Raw genomic sequence first — 17,145 nt, 5'->3', positions numbered from 1 at the left:
TCGGCCGGACCGGCGACGCTGCCGGCCCGGAAGACGACGGGGCGCGCGGCGGGTCCGCGCGGCACACGCGGCACCTCACCACAGGTCACTGCGGCGGGTTCGGGACCTTCTCGCCGAGGAACATCCGCCGGACGGCGCGCTCGGCCGCGTGCCCGTCGTCCCACGGGCAGAACCGGGCCTTGAAGTCGGCGCGGTCCTTGGCGGCGGCGTCGCTCCACGCGGCCCGGGACACGAACGCGTCGACCAGCTCGTCCTCCGTCGTGGCGACGACGCCCGGCGGGGTCTCCGTCAGGTCGAAGTTGACGCCGCGGGTGAGCCGGTAGGTCTCCCAGTCGTTGGCGTAGATCACGATCGGCCGGTCGAGGTTCGCGTAGTCGAACATGACCGACGAGTAGTCGGTGAGCAGCACGTCCGAGGCGAGCATCAGGTCTTCGACGGACGGGTGCCGGGACACGTCGATGACGCGGTCCTCCGGCCAGCCCATGTCCGCCGCCATGTTCTTGATCTTGTAGTAGTAGTGCGCGCGGAGCAGCAGTACGTGATCGTCGCCGAGCTGCTCCATGACCCGGCCGATGTCGAACATGGGGCTGTAGCGGCGCTGGTAGTCGCGGTGGGTCGGCGCGTACAGGATCGCGGTCGCGCCGTCGGGGACGGCGAGCTCGTCGCGCAGCCGGGCGCGCTGCTCCGCGTCGTCGCGGGCGGTGACCAGCCGGTCGTTGCGGGGGTAGCCGATCTCCAGCATCTCGTAGCCGCACGGGAACCCGCGCTGCCACGCCTCCGTCGACAGCGGGTTGGACGAGATGAGGAAGTCCCACCGGTCGGACCGCGTGATCAGGGCCTTGAAGTCCATGTCGTTCGCGCCGACCGGATACTCCATCTGGTCGAGGCCCATCTTCTTCAGCGGCGTGCCGTGCTGGGTCATCAGATGGACCTGCTCGGGCCGCTTCACGTAGAAGTCGGGGAAGTTGACGTTGTTGACGAAGTACTTCGCGCGGGCGAGCGTCCGGTAGTAGTCGGCCGAGCCGGTCACGACGTAGTCGACGCCGTCCGGCATGGTCGAGCGAGCGCCCGGCTTCACCAGCCAGACGGGGGTGATGTGCGGGGCCAGCTCGCGGACCTTCTCGTAGATCGCCGCCGGGTTGCACGCGTACCCGCGGTACCAGTACGCGGCGAACACGGCGAGGTTCTCGTCGACCGGCAGCTTGCGCTGCATCTGGTAGTAGCGGTCCTTGGCGAGGTCCTTCGAGGCGCGCACGCCGCGCTTGCCGAGCCGGCCGACCTTGCGCGTGCGCCGCTTGGCCGTCTTCACCCTGGACTCGTTCGCCCGGACGCGCTCGAAGGCCTTGTAGTCGTTCGCCTTGATCGCCCGGTGCTTGTCGGCGAGGTGCGGTTTGTCCTCGGGCTCGGGCGGGACGTGCCCGTCCGGCTCGTGCCGGTGGTAGGTGGCCGACATCTCGGCGAAGAACCGCGGCTTCTCCGACTCGTGGACGCGATCTTCCCGCTCGATGATGACGAGCAGGTGCCAGATCGTCCGGTCGAACATCAGGTTGCGGAACGGGTCGGCGGCGGGGCCCATCCCGTCCATGAACTCGAAGATGCGGTCGTACTGCGCGAACGCGTCGAAGTGCTTGGCGCCGGTGGTCTTGGTGATCGCGCCGTGGCGGCGCTGCCGGTAGATGTAGCAGACCCGGTCGAGGAGGCTGAGCCGCTCGGCGGCCATCAGGATCGGGTAGGTGACGTTGACGTCCTCGTAGTAGCCGCCGCTGAACCGCAGCCCGAGGTCGAGCAGGAACTCCCGGCGGATCGCCTTGTTCCACGCCGTCATCATCATTTCGAGGACGCTCGGGCGCTCTTCGAGGGTGAACACGTCCGGCGCGGGCGGCTCGCGGAACAGGTGGTTGATGATGCTGCGCTTGACCTTGCCGTTCCAGTACGAGCGCGCGTAGTCGAAGACGAGCACGTCGGGACGGGTCTCGGCGAGCCGGTCGTAGATCGCGCGGACGGCGCCCTCGGTGGCGTAGTCGTCGCTGTCGAAGAACCAGACGTAGTCGCCGGTGGCCATGTCGAGGCCGATGTTGCGGGCGTGACCGAGCCCGACGTTCTCCTCCAGGTGCCGCACCCGGACGCGCGGGTCGCGCTCGGCGAACTCGTCGAGAATCTCCCCGCAGCCGTCCGGCGAATGATCATCGACCGCTATGACCTCTAGGTTCGGAATGTCCGGGTCGAGGATGGAATCGAGGCACTGCCGGATGTACCCCTGCACTTTGTGCACGGGCACGATGACGCTCAAGGAGATGGTCTGGTCACTGCTCACGCGTTGGCCAATCGACTACTCGGTGAATCTGGACTATACCCGCAAGTGTAGGCAAAAACTTATGTCGTGCCTTGTGATGGCTTCAGAAGCCAACGGCCTTGGGGCTCAATGGCCCATCGGGTCAGGCGCACCACAGGGGGCGTGGCGAGGACCACGCCGAGCGCGAGAGCGCCCGCGGTGACGAGGACGAGCCCGGCCGGGGTCTGGAAGAAGCGGCCGTCGAGGACGCCGCCGTAGTCCAGCGACTTCACCACGAGGCCGTGCAGCAGGTAGACGTACATCGTCCGCGTCCCGAGCCGCGTGTACCAGGCCCGCCCGCGCGGGACGGCCGCGAGGAACGCCACGCCTAGAACAAGGGCGAACACCATCGCCAGCGCCCGGTACGAGATGCCTTCTTGCAGGCTGAAGCCCATGTGCTCGTAGCCGCGGTTCCACAGCCGGACGCCGTGCTCGATCTTCGGGACGATCGTCCCGCGCTCCCAGACGTAGGCCACCGGCAGCGCGGCCAGCAGGACGAACATGCCCGGCCAGCGCGTCCAGCCGCGGTCCCGCAGGGCCTGCACGGGCCCCGGCCGGTAGCCTCGCCGGCTGCCTTCCCGGTCGCCTCCCGTGCGGATGGTCAGGCCCAGCACGAAGAACGGCAGCAGTCCGGCAGCGCGGCACAGCGTCGGATCGGAATTGAAACTCCAGGTGCCGGCGATCAAGCTCAATACCACCGCCGTGCCGACCGGATACCGCAAATGCGACCACAGCGGCGCGCTCAGCCGCCACAGCACGAGCGCGACAAGAAACCACATCAGGTATTGCGGACGGAATGCCCCCATCAGCTGAAAATCATCGACATTGAAGAAAGTCAGCAGCCGGTACAGGGCATTGAAAATGACGAACGGCACGACCAGCGTCGGGAAAATGCCGCGGAATTTGTCCGTCGAGCGCATGAAGCCGCGGGAGAAATAACCGGCGACGAACACGAACACCGGCATGTGGAACGCGTACACGACGGTGTAGGCCGCGTTCGCCGCGCCGCTGTCCTTCCGGAACACCTCCCAGAAGTGGCCGAGCACCACCAGCATGATCAGGAAGAACTTGACGTTGTCGAAATACGCGTCGCGCTGGCGGGGGGTGGCGGCGGGGGCGGGTGCCGCGGGCGCGCCGGGAGCCACCGCGTCCGGCCTGGCGTCCGGCACTGCGTCCGGCAGGGCGGGGGGCCCGTCGCCCGACGGCGGCGGGTGGTGGGGTGGTCGGAGGATGCCGGTCATGTCTCCGGAGGTCTCATCGGGTACGTGCAGGTGGGAGCACGGCGACTCTAGTCGCCGATCGGGGGGAGCCGTGGCCTGATGTCGTGAGGCGGCACGCTAGCGCATCTGGCCCCCGGGTTTGCGCAGGGGGGTGAAGACCCAGGTCATCTTGGGTTCCAGCGCCCAGCTCATGGTCCGGACGACGGGCTTGGAGCACAGCGCCGTCCCGACCGCGACCGCGCCGCCGACCACGATGACGACGCCGGGCACGGTGTGCATCCACGCCGTGTCCCACCAGCCGGTGAAGGTCAGCAGCCGGATGACGAACCCGTGCAGCAGGTAGGCGTACAGCGTCGCCGCGCCGAGCCGGGTGAACCAGTACCGGCGGCGCGGGATCTGGGTGAGGAACGCGGCGACGAGGACGGTCGCGCACGCGAACATCGCGAGCCGCATCAGCGTGCCGGTGAAGTTTCCGACGCCCAGGTCGCCGTGCGGGTGCTTCCAGAAGATCCAGTCCAGCGTCATGCGATCCATGGCGAGGTAGGCGCCGCCGAGCCCTGCGGCGAGCACGATCGCGCCGACCGGCCGCGCGGCCGGTTTCTTCAGCAACTCGAAGTGGTGCGGCTTCAGCGTGAGCCCGAGGACATAGAACGGCAGCAATCCCAGCACCCGGTGAATGTCGAACGTTCCACCTAGATCGCTCATGTACGACAGCAGCGCGAAACCCACCGAGACCGCGAGCGGCCAGCGGATCTGCTGCCAGACCGGGGTGGAGAGCCGCCACAGGAACAGCGCGCAGAGGAACCACGTCAGGTAGTACGGGCTCAGGAGGCTGATCTCGAGCTTATTGCCGCCCGCCAGCCACATGTACACCGAGTAGGCGAATTCGAACACCACGTAAGGAACGCCGACATTGGTGATCAGCTTTCGGGCCTTGCCGCCGGCGAACGTCCAGTTCCGCGAGAAGTAGCCGGTGATCACGATGAACAACGGCATGTGGAACATGTAGACGAAGAGGTACAGGCCCTTCGCCAGCGGGACGTTCAGCAGGTTGGCCAGGGAATGCCCCGCCACCACCAGGAGGATCGCGAAGTACTTCGCGTTGTCGAAGAACGGGTCGCGCTGCTTGCGCGGGCCGGCCTGCGGGCCCTGCCCCGGGCCCCGTGCCTGAGGGACGCCGCCCGGCCCGTCCGGGAAGGTTCCCGGTGCCCCCGGGACCGGACCCGCCGCAGGGTCCTCGATGAGCCTTCGGTCTGCCGAGCGAAGCTCGTCCGTTGAATGGCGGCGGGTGGGGGCTGGAGGACGGTCAAAGGTCTCTGCCGTCTCGGCCCGGGAGGGCCTGGTGGTGTAACTCATACGGGGTGCCGGTCACGTCTCCTTGCAGATGTTGTCGCTGGCGCGGATCTCGCCCTGCTGCTCGGGGATGCCGCCGCCCGCGTTCTTCAGGCTCGTCCAGTCGCTGCCGACGATCAGGTCCACGACGCCGGGCTTGGCGCCGCCGGTCCGGGCGGCCGGCTGCGGCCCGCTCGGGATCAGCGCGGCCAGCGACCGGGCCTGCTGGTCGGCACCGGAACCGTACATCACCTTGGTGGCGGATGTGGGGGACGGCGCGTTTCCGCCGACCGTGACATGGAAGCCCTGCGACTCCAGGTCGTCGGCGACGCGCCCGGCCTGGCCGTCGATGCCGCTGCCGTTGAAGACCCGCACCCGGATCTGGCTCGGCGGGATCTTCACGGAGCCGGGCTTCTCTTCCTTCGGGATGGTCTTGTCGTTGCGGACGGCGGTGAAGAACGGCTGCGCGCCGGCGTTGAGCGCCACCCGGTTCGGGTCCTGCGGGTCGGGCCCGGACGGGACGGTCACGAACCGCAGCTTGCCGGAGGTCATGCCCTGCATCTCTTTGGCGATGTCCATCATGACCTGCGGCGTCAGCTCTTTGTCGGTGGTGAGCGACTTGGTGACCGCGTTCATCAGCTCGATGAGCTTCTTGGGGTTGCTCAGCACGCCCGCGCTCATCGCCTTGTTGGCGAGCGCGCCCATGAACTTCTGCTGCCGCTTGATGCGGTCGAGGTCGGAGCCGTCCCCGAGGCCGTGCCGGACGCGCACGTACGCCAGCGCCTGCTCGCCCTTGATGTTGTGCTTGCCCTTGCTGAGCTTGAGCTTCGACTTCGGGTCGTTGACGGCCTTCGGCAGGCACACCGGGACGCCGCCGACCGCGTTCGTGATCGCCTTGAACCCGTTGAAGTCGACCTGCATGAAGTGGTCGACGCGGATGTTGGAGATGCTCTCGATCGTCTTGATGACGCAGGTCGCGCCGCCGTTGGTGAACGCCGAGTTGATCTGCGCGCGGCTCTGCGGCGGGATCGTCCGCCCGTTCCTGGCCTTGCAGGACGGCATCCGGACCATGAGGTCGCGGGGGAAGCTGATGCCCATCGCCTGGCCGCCGCCGGGGGACAGGTGCAGCAGGATCATCGTGTCCGAGCGGGGCGCCTCGTTCTTCATCGAGCGGCCGTACTTGGCGTTGGCGCCCTCACGGGTGTCGGACCCGAGCAGCAGGATGTTCAGCGCGCTGTTCAGCTTCTTCGGCCGGTTCGGGCCGAGCTGGGCGTTGACGTCCTCGTGCGCGATGTTCCCGAACGCCCGGCGGTAGAGGCCGTAGGCGGTGAGGGAGCCGGCCACCATGACCGCCGACAGCCCGATGCACACCCATCCGAGGATGCGCCAGCCGCGTCGGGACGCCGCCGGCTGCTGCTGCCGCGGATCGGCGTCGTCGACGTACTCCATGTACATCGGGTTGCTGTTCATCGGCTCCGGAGTCCGGGTGCGGCCCGCTTTCGGGGGTCTGGATGGGCGTCTGGTGGGCAAGACGTCTGACGGGCAGGACGTCTGGTGGGCACGGGGCGTCGTTGGGCAAGGGGAAGCGTAGGTCAGGCGAGCCGCCGCGGGGACCCGGATGGTTCATTCCGTCCGGGCGGTCCGGCCACCACCGTCACATGTTCCAGGGTCACGCGTCGCTCTAGTACGGCTTTGTCGAAGTTTCGTTGGATTATGACGGAAGCACCCGAGGCTAGTGGTGCGAGCAAGCCGGTCAGTACCCCGTCCAATGTGGTGAACGGCATGTCAACCAGAAGACGGTCCCGCGCGTCTAGATGCCATTTTTCGGCCGCGTCCCGGGCCGCTCCGACCAGGTCCCCCGCGCTGAATGTGGCCTTTGTCACACTCAATGCGGGCGTCTCGGGCGGCAATTGCGGGCCTGGAACGAACCTGTCTCCGTAGGCGCGCACTTCCACGGCGTAGTCGGTGACGCCGGGCGGGCAGTCCGCGAGCGGGCCGCCCAGCGCGTGCAGCGACAGGCCGACGAACTCCTCGGCCCCGCCCGCCGCCGCCCCGTCCGCGATCACGTCCAGCACCTCCTGTGCCGCCGCCAGGATGTACGGGCCGGAGGTGCCGGACGGTTCGGCGGACGCGCCGTTTCGTACCGCTTCCGGGTCGACGGGCTCCGCGACCAGGCCCGCTGACCAGCACGCCATCAGCCACACGGCCGTCTGCCAGTGCGGCGGCAGGACGAGCACGACCCGCGTCCCCGGCTCGGCGGCGAGACCGTCCACCAGGAAGTTCGCCGTCTTGGCGACCCAGTTGTCGAACGTCCGGGCGGACAGCTCGACGCGCTCGCCCGAGGCGTCGTCGTAGAAGGTCACCAGCGGGCTGGACGGGTCGTCCGCCACCCGCCGCCGCAGCAGCTCGGCGGGCCCGGCCGCGGCCCCGGCGTGTGCGCTCATGGGTCAGAGCGTATGCCCGCATGATCGCGCCGGAGCCATGACCCGGCCGGTGCCGCTACGCTCCCGCACGGAACAGGGAGTCTTCCACGGGGCGGGGTGCATGGACGCGGGTCGGCTGCTCGTGCGGGTCACGGTGGCCCCGGCACTGCTCATCGCGGCGTGGCTGGCCGTCTCGCTGCCGCTGCTGATGGCGGGCGTGTTCCGTCCCGTCCCGGCGATCGCGCTGTTCGTGCCGGTCGCGGCGGTCACGCTGTGGCTCGGGCTCCGCGGCCGGATCGACGACGCGTTCCGCGACGCGACCTGGGGCCCGGTCATCGCCGTCCTCGGGATCACGGTCGCGTTCCTGGTGCTCCAGGTGGTGATGTGCTCGGAGCAGATCATCGTCCGCCGCGACCCCGCGTCCTACGTGCAGTACGCCGTCTGGCTGAAGAACGAAGGGTCGCTGCCGATCCCGCTGATGGAGCGGGCGTTCGGCGGCCACGACCGGGCGCTGTACTACGAGAGCCCCGCGTTCTACCAGGACGGCGGCGCGATCGTCCCGCAGTTCATGGCGGGATTGCCGCTGGTGCTGACGCTCGGCGGCTGGCTCGGCGGCATGCACGGCATGCTGCTGATGGCGCCGCTGCTCGGCGCGTGCTGCGTGCTCGCGTTCGCCGGGCTGGTGGCGCGGCTCGTCGGCCCGCGCTGGGCACCCGCCGGAGCGCTGCTGCTGGCGCTGACGCTGCCGATGCTCTACGTCTCCCGCAGCACCTTCAGCGAACTGCCCGCGATCGTCCTGCTGCTGGGCGGGCTGTCGTTGATATACGACGCCCGCCGGGCGGACGGCCGGGTCGCCGATCTGAAGGCGTTCCTGGGTGGCCTGGCGCTCGGGCTCATCGTGCTCGTCCGCATCGACGGGCTCCGGGACGTCCTCCCGGTCCTCGTCTTCGCAGGGCTCTACGTGGCGCAGCGGCGCGGCATCGGTTACTGGACGGGCGGCGGGCTCCTGCTGGGCGCCGGCGCGGGGCTGGTGCAGGGCTTCACGATGTCGCGGCCGTACCTGACGTACCTGGGCGCGTCGCTGCGACCGCTGCTGGCGATCGCGGCGGCGGTCGCCATCGCGACGGTGCTCATGGTGGTGCTGCTGCGCTGGCAGCCGACGGCGCTGCGGCTGCGCCGCGCCGGGGCGGCCGTCGCGCGCGGCCGGGCGCCGGGCGCCGCCGCCGTCCTCGCCCTGCTGGTGATGCTGGGGTTCGCGCTCCGGCCGCTGGTGCAGACCGTGCGGCGGGAGCCGGCCACGCGCGACGACGAGCTGAACGTCCAGTTCATCGAGACCGTCCAGAAGATCCAGCACCTCCCGGTGGACGGCACCCGCCAGTACTCGGAGCAGACGCTGTACTGGGTGTCCTGGTACATCGGCATCCCCGCGCTGCTGTTCGCGACGCTCGGCGCGGCACTGCTGACCCGGCGGCTCATGCGCGGGCACGCGCCGGAGTGGCTGCTGCCCTACGCCATGATCGTCTGGACGGCCACGCAGGTGCTGATCAGGCCCGGCATCACGCCCGACCATCCGTGGGCGTCGCGGCGGCTGATCGGGCTGGTCATCCCCGGCCTGCTGCTGTTCACCGTGTTCGCGGCGGCCTGGACGGCCAAGCGCGTCCGCCGCCTCGGCTACAGCCGCCGGATCGTGCGGACGGGCGCGGTCCTCGGCGTCGTGGGGATGCTGGTCCCGATCGTGGTGACGTCCGGCGGCTTCCTGGTGACGAAGACCGAGCAGCACGAGGTCGCCGCCGTCGAGGGCATGTGCGACGCGCTGCCGCCGCGCGCCTCCGTCGTGGTCGTGGAACGCTCGACCGCCGACCGGCTCCTCCAGGTCGTCCGGGGCATGTGCGGGCTGCCCGCCGCGCGCACCTCGAGCACCGCCACGCCCGCCGACGTGCGGCGCGTCACCGCCGCCGTCACCGCCGCCGGACGGCGCCCCGTGATCATGGCGGCGAAGCGGGAACAGGTCGCGCCGTACGGGACGCCGGAGCGGGTCGTCCACCTGACGACCCGGCAGGACGGGCGCACCCTCGTGAACCCGCCCGGCGGGACGTGGGGCCTCACCGTGGAGGTGTGGATCACCGAGCCGGGACGGCGTTAGGCGGGCGCCCGGCGGGCGTCAACGCGGACGTTAAGGCGGAAGAGTCCCGCCCGGGCGAGTATCCTCGCGCTGCGTGAGCACCCAGTCTGCCGAGCCGACGCACCAGCCCGCTCCCGAGCCCGCGACGGAACCGCCGCCCGCGCACGTGCCCGCGCACGTGCCCGCGCACGTGCCCGAGGCCGCGCGCGTGCCCCAGACCGAGGCCGTGCCCAAGCGGCCCGCGGATCCGGAGTCCGGGCCCGTCCACGTCACGATCGTCCTGCCCTGCTACAACGAGCAGGACCACGTGATCGACGAGGTCGAGCGCATCTGCAAGGCGATGGACAACAGCGGCAAGACCTACGAGCTGCTCGCCGTCGACGACTGCTCCACCGACGCCACGCTCGCCCGGCTGGAGGAGGCCGCGCCGCGCTTCCCGAACATGCGGATCATGGCGTTCCAGCACAACAGCGGGTCGGGCACGGTGCGGCGGATCGGGTCGCAGCAGGCCCGCGGCGAGATCGTCGTGTGGACGGACGCCGACATGTCCTACCCCAACGAGCGGATCCCCGAGCTCGTGGACGTCCTCGACTCCGACCCCTCAATCGACCAGGTCGTCGGGGCGCGCACCAGCGAGGAGGGCTCGCACAAGGCGCTGCGCGTCCCCGCGAAGTGGTTCATCCGGAAGGTCGCCGAGCGGCTCACCAACACCAAGATCCCCGACCTGAACTCGGGGCTGCGCGCGTTCCGCCGCGAGGTGTCGCTGCCGTACCTGCGGCTGCTGCCGCCCGGGTTCTCCTGCGTGACGACGATCACGATCGCGTTCCTGTCGAACCAGCATCCGGTCCGGTACCTGCCGATCGACTACGCCAAGCGGGCCGGGAAGTCGAAGTTCCACTTCACCAAGGACGCCTACCGCTACATCCTGCAGGTCCTGCGGATGGTGATGTACTTCAACCCGCTCAAGGTGCTGATGCCGCCCGCGCTGTGGCTGATCGTGATCGGGCTGCTCAAGGGCGTGTTCGACATGGTGGTGCACTTCGGCTACTTCGCCAACAACACCATCATGATCTTCGTGACGGGGTTGATCATCGCGTCGCTGGCGCTGCTCGCGGACCTGATCGTCCGTTCCCGCGGCGACGTCTAGCGGCCGCCGGGATGCGCATCGCCATCGTCGGCCCGGCCTTCCCCTACAAGGGCGGCGGCGCCCACCACACCACCGAGCTGGCGCACCGGCTGGCCGCCGCCGGGCACGACGTGGTCATCGAGTCGTGGCGGGCCCAGTACCCCGGGTTCCTGTATCCCGGGCAGCAGACGATCTCCGAGCCGGAGGGCGAGCCGTTCCCCGGCACGCACCGCACGCTCGACTGGCGCCGCCCGGACGGCTGGTGGCGCACCGGCCGCGCGCTGCGCTCCCGCGACCTGGTCGTGCTGGCGGTGCTGACCCCGATCCAGGTTCCGTCCTACCTGGGGATTCTCGCCGGGCTCCGGCACCGGGCGCCTGTGGTGGCGCTGTGCCACAACGTCCTGCCGCACGAGCGCAAGCCGTACGACGAGCCGCTGATGAAACGCCTGCTGCGCGGCGTCGACGGGGTCCTCGTCCACTCCGAGGCGCAGGCCGACCTGGCGCGGGGGCTCACGACACGCCCGGTGAGCGTCGCGGAGATGCCCGCCCACCTGCCGACGTCCGAGACGCCGCTTGAGCACGATGCCAAGGTCAGGCGCCGGTTGCTGTTCTTCGGGATCGTCCGCCCCTACAAGGGCCTGGACGTGCTGCTCCGCGCCCTCGCGGAAGGCCCGGACGATGTCGCGCTGACCGTCGCGGGCGAGTTCTGGGGCGGCCTGGACGACACGCGCGAGCTGATCACGTCACTCGATCTGACGTCCCGCGTGGAACTGCGTCCCGGGTATGTTCCGGCCGCCGACGTTCCGGGCCTGTTCGCCGCCGCCGACGCGCTCGTCCTCCCGTACCGGACGGCCACCGCGTCACAGAACGTCTGGATGGCCTACGAGCACGGGCTCCCGGTCATCGCCACCGATGTGGGCGGTTTCGCCGGGCAGATCCGCGACGGTGTGGACGGCCTGATCTGCACGCCCGACGATGCCCCGTCCCTGGCCGCGGCCCTGCGCCGCTTCTATTCGCCGGGGGAGCCGGAGCGCCTGCGCTCCGGCGTCCGCCCGGTCGACCACGGCCCGCTGTGGGCCGCCTATCTCGACGCCCTCACGGGGCTTACAGGTGGGGTTCGATGACCTTCAGCAGGGCCCGCTTCGGCTTCGCGCCGACGACCTGCTCCACGACCTCGCCCTTCTTGAAGAGCAGGAGGGTCGGCAGGCCCATCACGCCGAACTTGTTCGGCGTCTCGGGGTTCGCGTCGTAGTCCAGCTTCGCGATCTTGATCTTGCCGTCCTGCTCCGCCGCGATCTGCTCGAGCACGGGGGCGATCATGCGGCAGGGCCCGCACCAGTCGGCCCAGAAGTCGACCAGTACCGGGGTGTCGCTGCTGAGGACCTCGTCCGCGAACGTCGCGTCGGTCACGGTGATGGGGGCCGTCACGGTCCCTCCTTCGTAGGCTGCGTATCCCTCACAAGCTCTTTGGAGGGCTGTTCATTCCCGGTGTCCGGGCCCTCGTCCGGTGTGGTCCTACCCAGGAGGAACGCGATCCCGGCGATGATGAGATCGGCGGCGGTCAGCAGCACCCGGGACGCGATCGCGACCACGACCGGCGCGCCCGCCGGGAGCACCGGCGTCAGCACCACCGTCAGCGCCGCCTCCCGTGCCCCGATGCCGCCCGGCGCGATGAACACCAGGAACCCCGCGACGAACGCCAGCGCGTACGCGCCCGTCGCGACGAACGGGAGCCCCGCCCCGTCACCGCCCACCGCCAGGCAGAGCAGCCACGTGTGGACGCCGAAGAGAGCCCAGCCCAGAACCGTCCATCCGACGGCCTTCAGCGTCACGCCGAGGCTCACCGGACGCTCCAGCGGCGGACGCCGGATGATCTTGAGCATCAGCCCCAGGCACCACGTCACGACCTTCGGATGCAGCAGCACCAGCAGGATGGGCGCCAGCAGGAACAGCGGCCAGTAGGTGTCGCGCGCCGTCGTGGACGTCAGCGGCAGCGTCACCGCCGCGACCGCCAGCCCGCACGCCACGGACGTCGCCACCGCCAGCAGCGTCGACCCGAAGCTGCGCTCCGGCGGCACCTTGTGCTCGCGCGTCATCTCGATCTGCGTGACCAGCGCCCACACCTTGCCCGGCACGTACTTGCCGAGCTGGGAGATCCCCGAGATCCGGAAGATCGCCCGGACCGGCAGCGGCGAGCCGAGCCCGCCGAGGAACTCCCGCCAGCCCAGCATCCAGACGAAGAGCCCCGCCAGGCCCACGGCCAGCGCCCCGGCGAGCGTCGCCCACGACATCTGCCGGAACGCCTCCACGGTCGCGTCCCACTGCGACGCGACGCTGTAGGCGCAGAAGGCCAGCGCGAGCATGACCAGCAGCACGCGCAGTACCCGCACCGCGACGACCTTCATCTTCACGCGCCCAGCGTAGGCGAACGTGGCCGCGCGGCCCGCCGCTCGCCTTACAGTTGGGGACGATGAAGATTTCGGATGTGGTCGCCTTCATGGGCCACCAGGTGCACGTGTGCCGGTACCGCGAGGCGGGGACGCTCCTCGCCTGGATGGGCCGCGACCTGCACGGCAAGCGAGTTCTCGACGTCGCCGGCGGCGACGGCTACTGGGCCGGCCAGGCCCGCAGGCGCGGCGCCGACGCCGTCTCGATCGACCTGCACCGCGGCAAGATGGAGTACGGCCGGACGCTCGCGCACGCGCCCGCGCTGATCGAATGCGACGCGCTGCGGCTCCCGTTCGGCGACGGCTCGTTCGACGCGATCCTGTCCGTCTGCGCGATCGAGCACTTCGATGACGGCGGAAAATCACTGGACGAGATGGCACGCGTTCTCAAGCCCGGCGGTGAGATCTTCATGTCCGCCGACGTGCTGAGCCGCGCCGACGCCTGGCCGAAGCTGCGCGACGCCCACAAGGCGAAGTACCACGTCCAGCACACCTACACGCACGACAGCCTGCGCAAGCTGATGGACGAACGCGGCCTCGACCTGGTCAGGCACAGCTACCAGTTCCGCACGGCGGCGACCGAGCGCCTGTACCTGTCGCTTTCCACGTACGGCGGCAAGGTCGGTTTCAACGCGGCCGCGCCGCTGACGCCGCTGGTCGCCCTGGCCGACCGCAAGGCCCCGAACGAGCGGGGAAGCATCGTTCTGGTTCGGGCGCGCAAGAGGTAGTTCCCGGGGGTGTGGGGGTCGGGCCCCCACATTGAATCGCTGAATGAGGTCCCGCAAAGCGGGCATCCGCGGGCGTAGGCTCGGACCGTAAAGGGTGATCTACGCCACCGCGCTGGATGGGGGAGTGGACCGTGGCGCCTCGGATTCTGCTCGACGCCACCGCCGTGCCGGCCGACCGCGGCGGGCTCGGCCGATACGTCGACGGCCTGCTGGTCGGCCTGCACGAGCAGGGCGCCGATCTCGCCGTCGCGTGCCAGCGCGCCGACGAGGAACGCTACGAGGGCCTCATCCCCGGCGCCCGCGTCGTGGCGGGCCCGGCGACCCTCGTACACCGCGCGACCCGCCTGGCCTGGGAACAGTCGGGCCTGCCCCGCGTGGCCGAACTCGTCGAGGCCGACGTCATCCACCTGCCGACCTACACGATGCCGGTCAGCGCGGTCCTGCCGACGGTGGTCACGCTCCATGACGTGACGCTGTTCGCCGAGCCGGAGGTGCACGATCCCGTCCGGACCAGCTACATCAAGTCCGCGACCCGCACCGCCGCGCGCCGCGCCACCCGCCTGATCGCCCCGTCCCACGCGACCCGCGACGAGCTGGTCCGCGTCCTGTCCGCCGACCCGGACCACATCGACGTGGCCTACCACGGCGTCGACCACGAGGTGTTCCACCGGCCGTCCGAGGCGGAGATCAAGTACGTCTCCGACCGCCTCGGCCTCCACGGCCGCCCCTACGTCGCCTACCTGGGCGCGCTCGAACCGCGCAAGAACGTCCCGAACCTGATCAGGGGCTGGGTGCTGGCCTGCAAGGACCGGTCCGACCCGCCCGCGCTCGTCCTCGCGGGCAGCGGCGGCTGGGACGACGAGGTCGACGCGGCCCTCGCCACCGTCCCCCTGGAGCTGCGCGTCCTGCGCCCCGGCTACCTGCCGTGGTCGGCGCTTCCCGGCTTCTTCGGCGGCGCCGTGGTCGTCGCCCACCCGTCCCGGGGCGAGGGGTTCGGCCTGCCCGTCCTGGAGGCCATGTCGTGCGGCGCGCCCGTCCTCACCACGCGCCGTGGTCCGCTGCCCGAGGTCGGCGGCGACGCCGTCGCCTACACCGAGACGGACCCGACCGAGATCGGCGCCGCGCTCGGCGGCCTCATCGACGACCCGTCCCGCCGCGCCGAGCTGGCCGACGCCGCGCACGTCCGCGCGCAGCAGTTCTCCTGGTCGGCGTCCGCGAAGGAGCACATGGCCTCCTACCAGCGGGCCGCAGACACCTCCCGCTAGGCTCGCGCACAGCCGAGAAAGGAACCGAGTGGAAGCGATCCTCCTGGTGGGAGGGCAGGGCACCCGCCTGCGCCCCCTGACCATCTCCACCCCCAAGCCGCTGCTCCCCACGGCCGGGGTGGCGTTCCTCGCCCACCAGCTCGCCCGCGCCCACGCGGCGGGCGTCGAGCGCATCGTATTCGCCACGTCCTACCGGGCCGAGATGTTCCAGGCCGCCTTCGGCGACCACGCCCACGGCGTCGACCTCGCCTACGTCAGCGAGGACGAGCCGCTCGGCACCGGCGGCGCCATCCGCAACGCCTCCGCCGCCCTCACCTGCGGCCCGGACGACCCGGTCCTGATCCTGAACGGCGACATCCTGTCCGGCCATGACGTGCGCGCCCAGATCAAGCTGCACGAGGAGTCCGGTGCGGCGGTCACGCTCCATCTCACCGAGGTCGACGACCCGTCCCGCTTCGGCTGCGTGCCCACCGACTCCGGCGGCCGCGTCACCGCCTTCCTGGAGAAGACACCCCATCCGGTGACGAACCAGATCAACGCGGGCTGCTACGTGTTCCGCCGTTCCACCATCGACACGATCCCCGAGGGCGAGGTCGTCTCCGTCGAGCGCGAGACGTTCCCTTCGCTCATCTCGTCGGGCGCCACGGTGATGGGCCACGTGGAGTCGGCCTACTGGCTGGACGTCGGCACCCCGGAGGCGTTCGTCCAGGGTTCCCGCGACCTCGTCATGGGCGCGCTCGCCTCGCCCGCGATGCCCGGCGAACCAGGCGAGCACCTCGCCCTCTCCGGCGCGGCCGTCGCGGCGGGCGCCGTGGTGCGCGGCGGCACCACCGTGGGGCGGAACGCGGTGATCGAGTCCGGCGCCACGGTGATGGGCAGCGTCCTGCTCGACGACGCCTTCGTCGCCGAGGGCGCGACCGTCCGCGATTCCGTGCTGGGCCGCAGTGCCCGGGTCGGGCCCGGGGCCGTCCTGGACGGCGTCGTTCTCGGCGACGGCGCGGTCGTCGGCCCCGGCAACGAACTGCTCCCCGGCGTCCGCGTCTGGCCAGGCGTCGAACTCCCGCCGACAGCCATCCGCTTCTCCACCGACGCCTGACCCCCTTGTGAGCCGCACCTTGCCCGATGCATCAGTTCCCTCGTCCGGTGTGGCCGGGGAGAAGACCGCTGGGCGTCTCCCCGGCCGGGTCCGGGAGTGGCGGCCGCCGTGGCCGGTCGACTTGCTCGACGTGCTGTCACCGCATCGGCGGGGCGGGGGCGATCCGGCATCCCGCGTCGAGCGGGACGGGTCGGTGTGGCGAGCGTCCTTCACGCCGGAAGGGCCTGGGACGCTCCGGCTCTGCCTGGACGGCGTCGCCGTCCAGGCCACGGCTTGGGGCCCGGGGGCGGAGTGGCTGCTGGACGGGGTGCCCGAGCTACTCGGCGCCGCCGACGAGCCGGACGGGTTCGTCCCGCTGCACGACGTGGTCCGGGAGCAGCTGCTGAAGCGGCCGGGGCTGCGGATCGGGCGGACGCGGCGGGTCTTCGAGGCGCTCGTCCCGGCGGTCATGGAGCAGAAGGTGCTCGGGCAGGAGGCCTGGCGGGCCTGGGGATATCTGCTGCGCAGGTTCGGGGAGCCCGCGCCCGGCGCGCCCCACCTGCGGGTTCCGCCGCCGCCCGGGGTGTGGGTCCGGATTCCCTCGTGGGAGTGGCACCGGTCCGGGCTGGAGGCCGTCCGGGCCCGGACGATCATCGGCGCGGCGCGCGTCGCGGGACGGCTGGAGGAGGACGCGGGGGAGGCGCGGCTGCGGTCGCTGCCGGGCATCGGGGTCTGGACGGCCGCCGAGATCAGGCAGCGGGCGCTCGGCGATCCCGACGCCGTCTCCGTCGGCGACTACCACCTGCCCGGCCTGGTGGGCTGGGCGCTGGTGGGCCGCAAGGTCGACGACGCCGGGATGCTCGAACTTCTGGAGCCCTACGCCGGTCATCGGTACCGGGTCACCCGGCTGCTGGAATCGTCCGGCCGGCGTCCGCCGAGGCGCGGCCCCCGGCTGCCCGTCCGGGACTACCGGTCGTTCTGACCTGCTTCGGGGCCGGGCGGCGCCGCAGCCAGAAGTTGTTCGGGGTCCAGTCGAGGCCGTCGCGGCCGTCGGCGCCGAACAGGGGCCCGAGGA

14 protein-coding genes are annotated in these 17,145 nt (G+C 70.7%); 7 read left to right on the top strand and 7 right to left on the bottom strand.

The window, feature by feature from the left end:
• Nucleotides 1-85: 85 nt before the first annotated feature.
• From ACH34S_RS03910 to ACH34S_RS03890, 5 genes are all read right to left on the bottom strand, one after another.
• Complete coding sequence (locus tag ACH34S_RS03910; RefSeq protein WP_395950972.1) at nucleotides 86-2,314, bottom strand: CDP-glycerol glycerophosphotransferase family protein; 2,229 nt, start codon at nucleotides 2,312-2,314, stop codon at nucleotides 86-88.
• Nucleotides 2,315-2,373: 59 nt separating this feature from the next.
• Nucleotides 2,374-3,573: an acyltransferase family protein gene (locus ACH34S_RS03905; RefSeq protein WP_395950971.1), complete on the bottom strand. Its 1,200-nt coding sequence runs from the start codon at nucleotides 3,571-3,573 to the stop codon at nucleotides 2,374-2,376.
• A gap of 96 nt (nucleotides 3,574-3,669) precedes the next feature.
• Nucleotides 3,670-4,908 carry an acyltransferase family protein gene (locus ACH34S_RS03900; RefSeq protein WP_395950970.1) on the bottom strand — a complete coding sequence of 413 codons (1,239 nt, stop codon included), beginning with the start codon at nucleotides 4,906-4,908 and terminating at the stop codon, nucleotides 3,670-3,672.
• Between the two features lie 12 nt (nucleotides 4,909-4,920).
• The gene (locus ACH34S_RS03895) at nucleotides 4,921-6,354 is read right to left on the bottom strand and encodes an LCP family protein (RefSeq protein WP_395950969.1); all 1,434 of its coding nucleotides are present in this window, start codon (nucleotides 6,352-6,354) and stop codon (nucleotides 4,921-4,923) included.
• Between the two features lie 122 nt (nucleotides 6,355-6,476).
• Nucleotides 6,477-7,328: a TIGR03089 family protein gene (locus tag ACH34S_RS03890; RefSeq protein WP_395950968.1), complete on the bottom strand. Its 852-nt coding sequence runs from the start codon at nucleotides 7,326-7,328 to the stop codon at nucleotides 6,477-6,479.
• Between the two features lie 100 nt (nucleotides 7,329-7,428).
• Between ACH34S_RS03890 and ACH34S_RS03885 the strand changes: the two genes are divergently transcribed.
• The 3 genes from ACH34S_RS03885 (at nucleotide 7,429) to ACH34S_RS03875 (ending at nucleotide 11,679) form a co-directional block, all read left to right on the top strand.
• The gene (locus ACH34S_RS03885) at nucleotides 7,429-9,450 is read left to right on the top strand and encodes a hypothetical protein (RefSeq protein ID WP_395950967.1); all 2,022 of its coding nucleotides are present in this window, start codon (nucleotides 7,429-7,431) and stop codon (nucleotides 9,448-9,450) included.
• 205 nt (nucleotides 9,451-9,655) lie between these two features.
• Entirely contained in the window at nucleotides 9,656-10,576 is a 921-nt protein-coding gene (locus ACH34S_RS03880; protein ID WP_395951432.1) for a glycosyltransferase family 2 protein, read from the top strand.
• A gap of 11 nt (nucleotides 10,577-10,587) precedes the next feature.
• Nucleotides 10,588-11,679, top strand: a complete 1,092-nt coding sequence (locus tag ACH34S_RS03875) for a glycosyltransferase family 4 protein (protein WP_395950966.1) — start codon at nucleotides 10,588-10,590, stop codon at nucleotides 11,677-11,679.
• Here the strand turns inward: ACH34S_RS03875 and trxA are convergent.
• Together trxA and ACH34S_RS03865 are read right to left on the bottom strand one after the other, a co-directional pair.
• A complete protein-coding gene (gene trxA, locus ACH34S_RS03870; RefSeq protein WP_132178201.1) occupies nucleotides 11,660-11,983 on the bottom strand; it encodes a thioredoxin in 324 nt (107 codons plus the stop codon). The genes ACH34S_RS03875 and trxA overlap by 20 nt on opposite strands.
• On the bottom strand, nucleotides 11,980-12,960 hold the full coding sequence (locus tag ACH34S_RS03865; RefSeq protein ID WP_395951431.1) for a YbhN family protein: 981 nt from the start codon (nucleotides 12,958-12,960) through the stop codon (nucleotides 11,980-11,982). Before ACH34S_RS03865 ends, trxA begins: the two co-directional genes overlap by 4 nt.
• A 65-nt stretch (nucleotides 12,961-13,025) precedes the next feature.
• Here ACH34S_RS03865 and ACH34S_RS03860 point away from each other — a divergent pair, with 65 nt between their 5' ends.
• The 4 genes from ACH34S_RS03860 (at nucleotide 13,026) to ACH34S_RS03845 (ending at nucleotide 17,052) form a co-directional block, all read left to right on the top strand.
• Nucleotides 13,026-13,730 carry a class I SAM-dependent methyltransferase gene (locus tag ACH34S_RS03860; protein WP_395950965.1) on the top strand — a complete coding sequence of 235 codons (705 nt, stop codon included), beginning with the start codon at nucleotides 13,026-13,028 and terminating at the stop codon, nucleotides 13,728-13,730.
• A gap of 131 nt (nucleotides 13,731-13,861) precedes the next feature.
• A complete protein-coding gene (locus ACH34S_RS03855; RefSeq protein ID WP_395950964.1) occupies nucleotides 13,862-14,995 on the top strand; it encodes a glycosyltransferase family 4 protein in 1,134 nt (377 codons plus the stop codon).
• Between the two features lie 28 nt (nucleotides 14,996-15,023).
• A complete protein-coding gene (locus ACH34S_RS03850) occupies nucleotides 15,024-16,091 on the top strand; it encodes a sugar phosphate nucleotidyltransferase (RefSeq protein ID WP_395950963.1) in 1,068 nt (355 codons plus the stop codon).
• A gap of 49 nt (nucleotides 16,092-16,140) precedes the next feature.
• Nucleotides 16,141-17,052: a DNA-3-methyladenine glycosylase family protein gene (locus tag ACH34S_RS03845; RefSeq protein ID WP_395950962.1), complete on the top strand. Its 912-nt coding sequence runs from the start codon at nucleotides 16,141-16,143 to the stop codon at nucleotides 17,050-17,052.
• The last annotated feature ends 93 nt before the right edge of the window (nucleotides 17,053-17,145 follow it).

It is taken from the genome of Actinomadura sp. 3N508, from assembly GCF_044326375.1.
Classification (GTDB): domain Bacteria; phylum Actinomycetota; class Actinomycetes; order Streptosporangiales; family Streptosporangiaceae; genus Spirillospora.
This window is presented reverse-complemented; position numbering and strand designations above follow the sequence as displayed.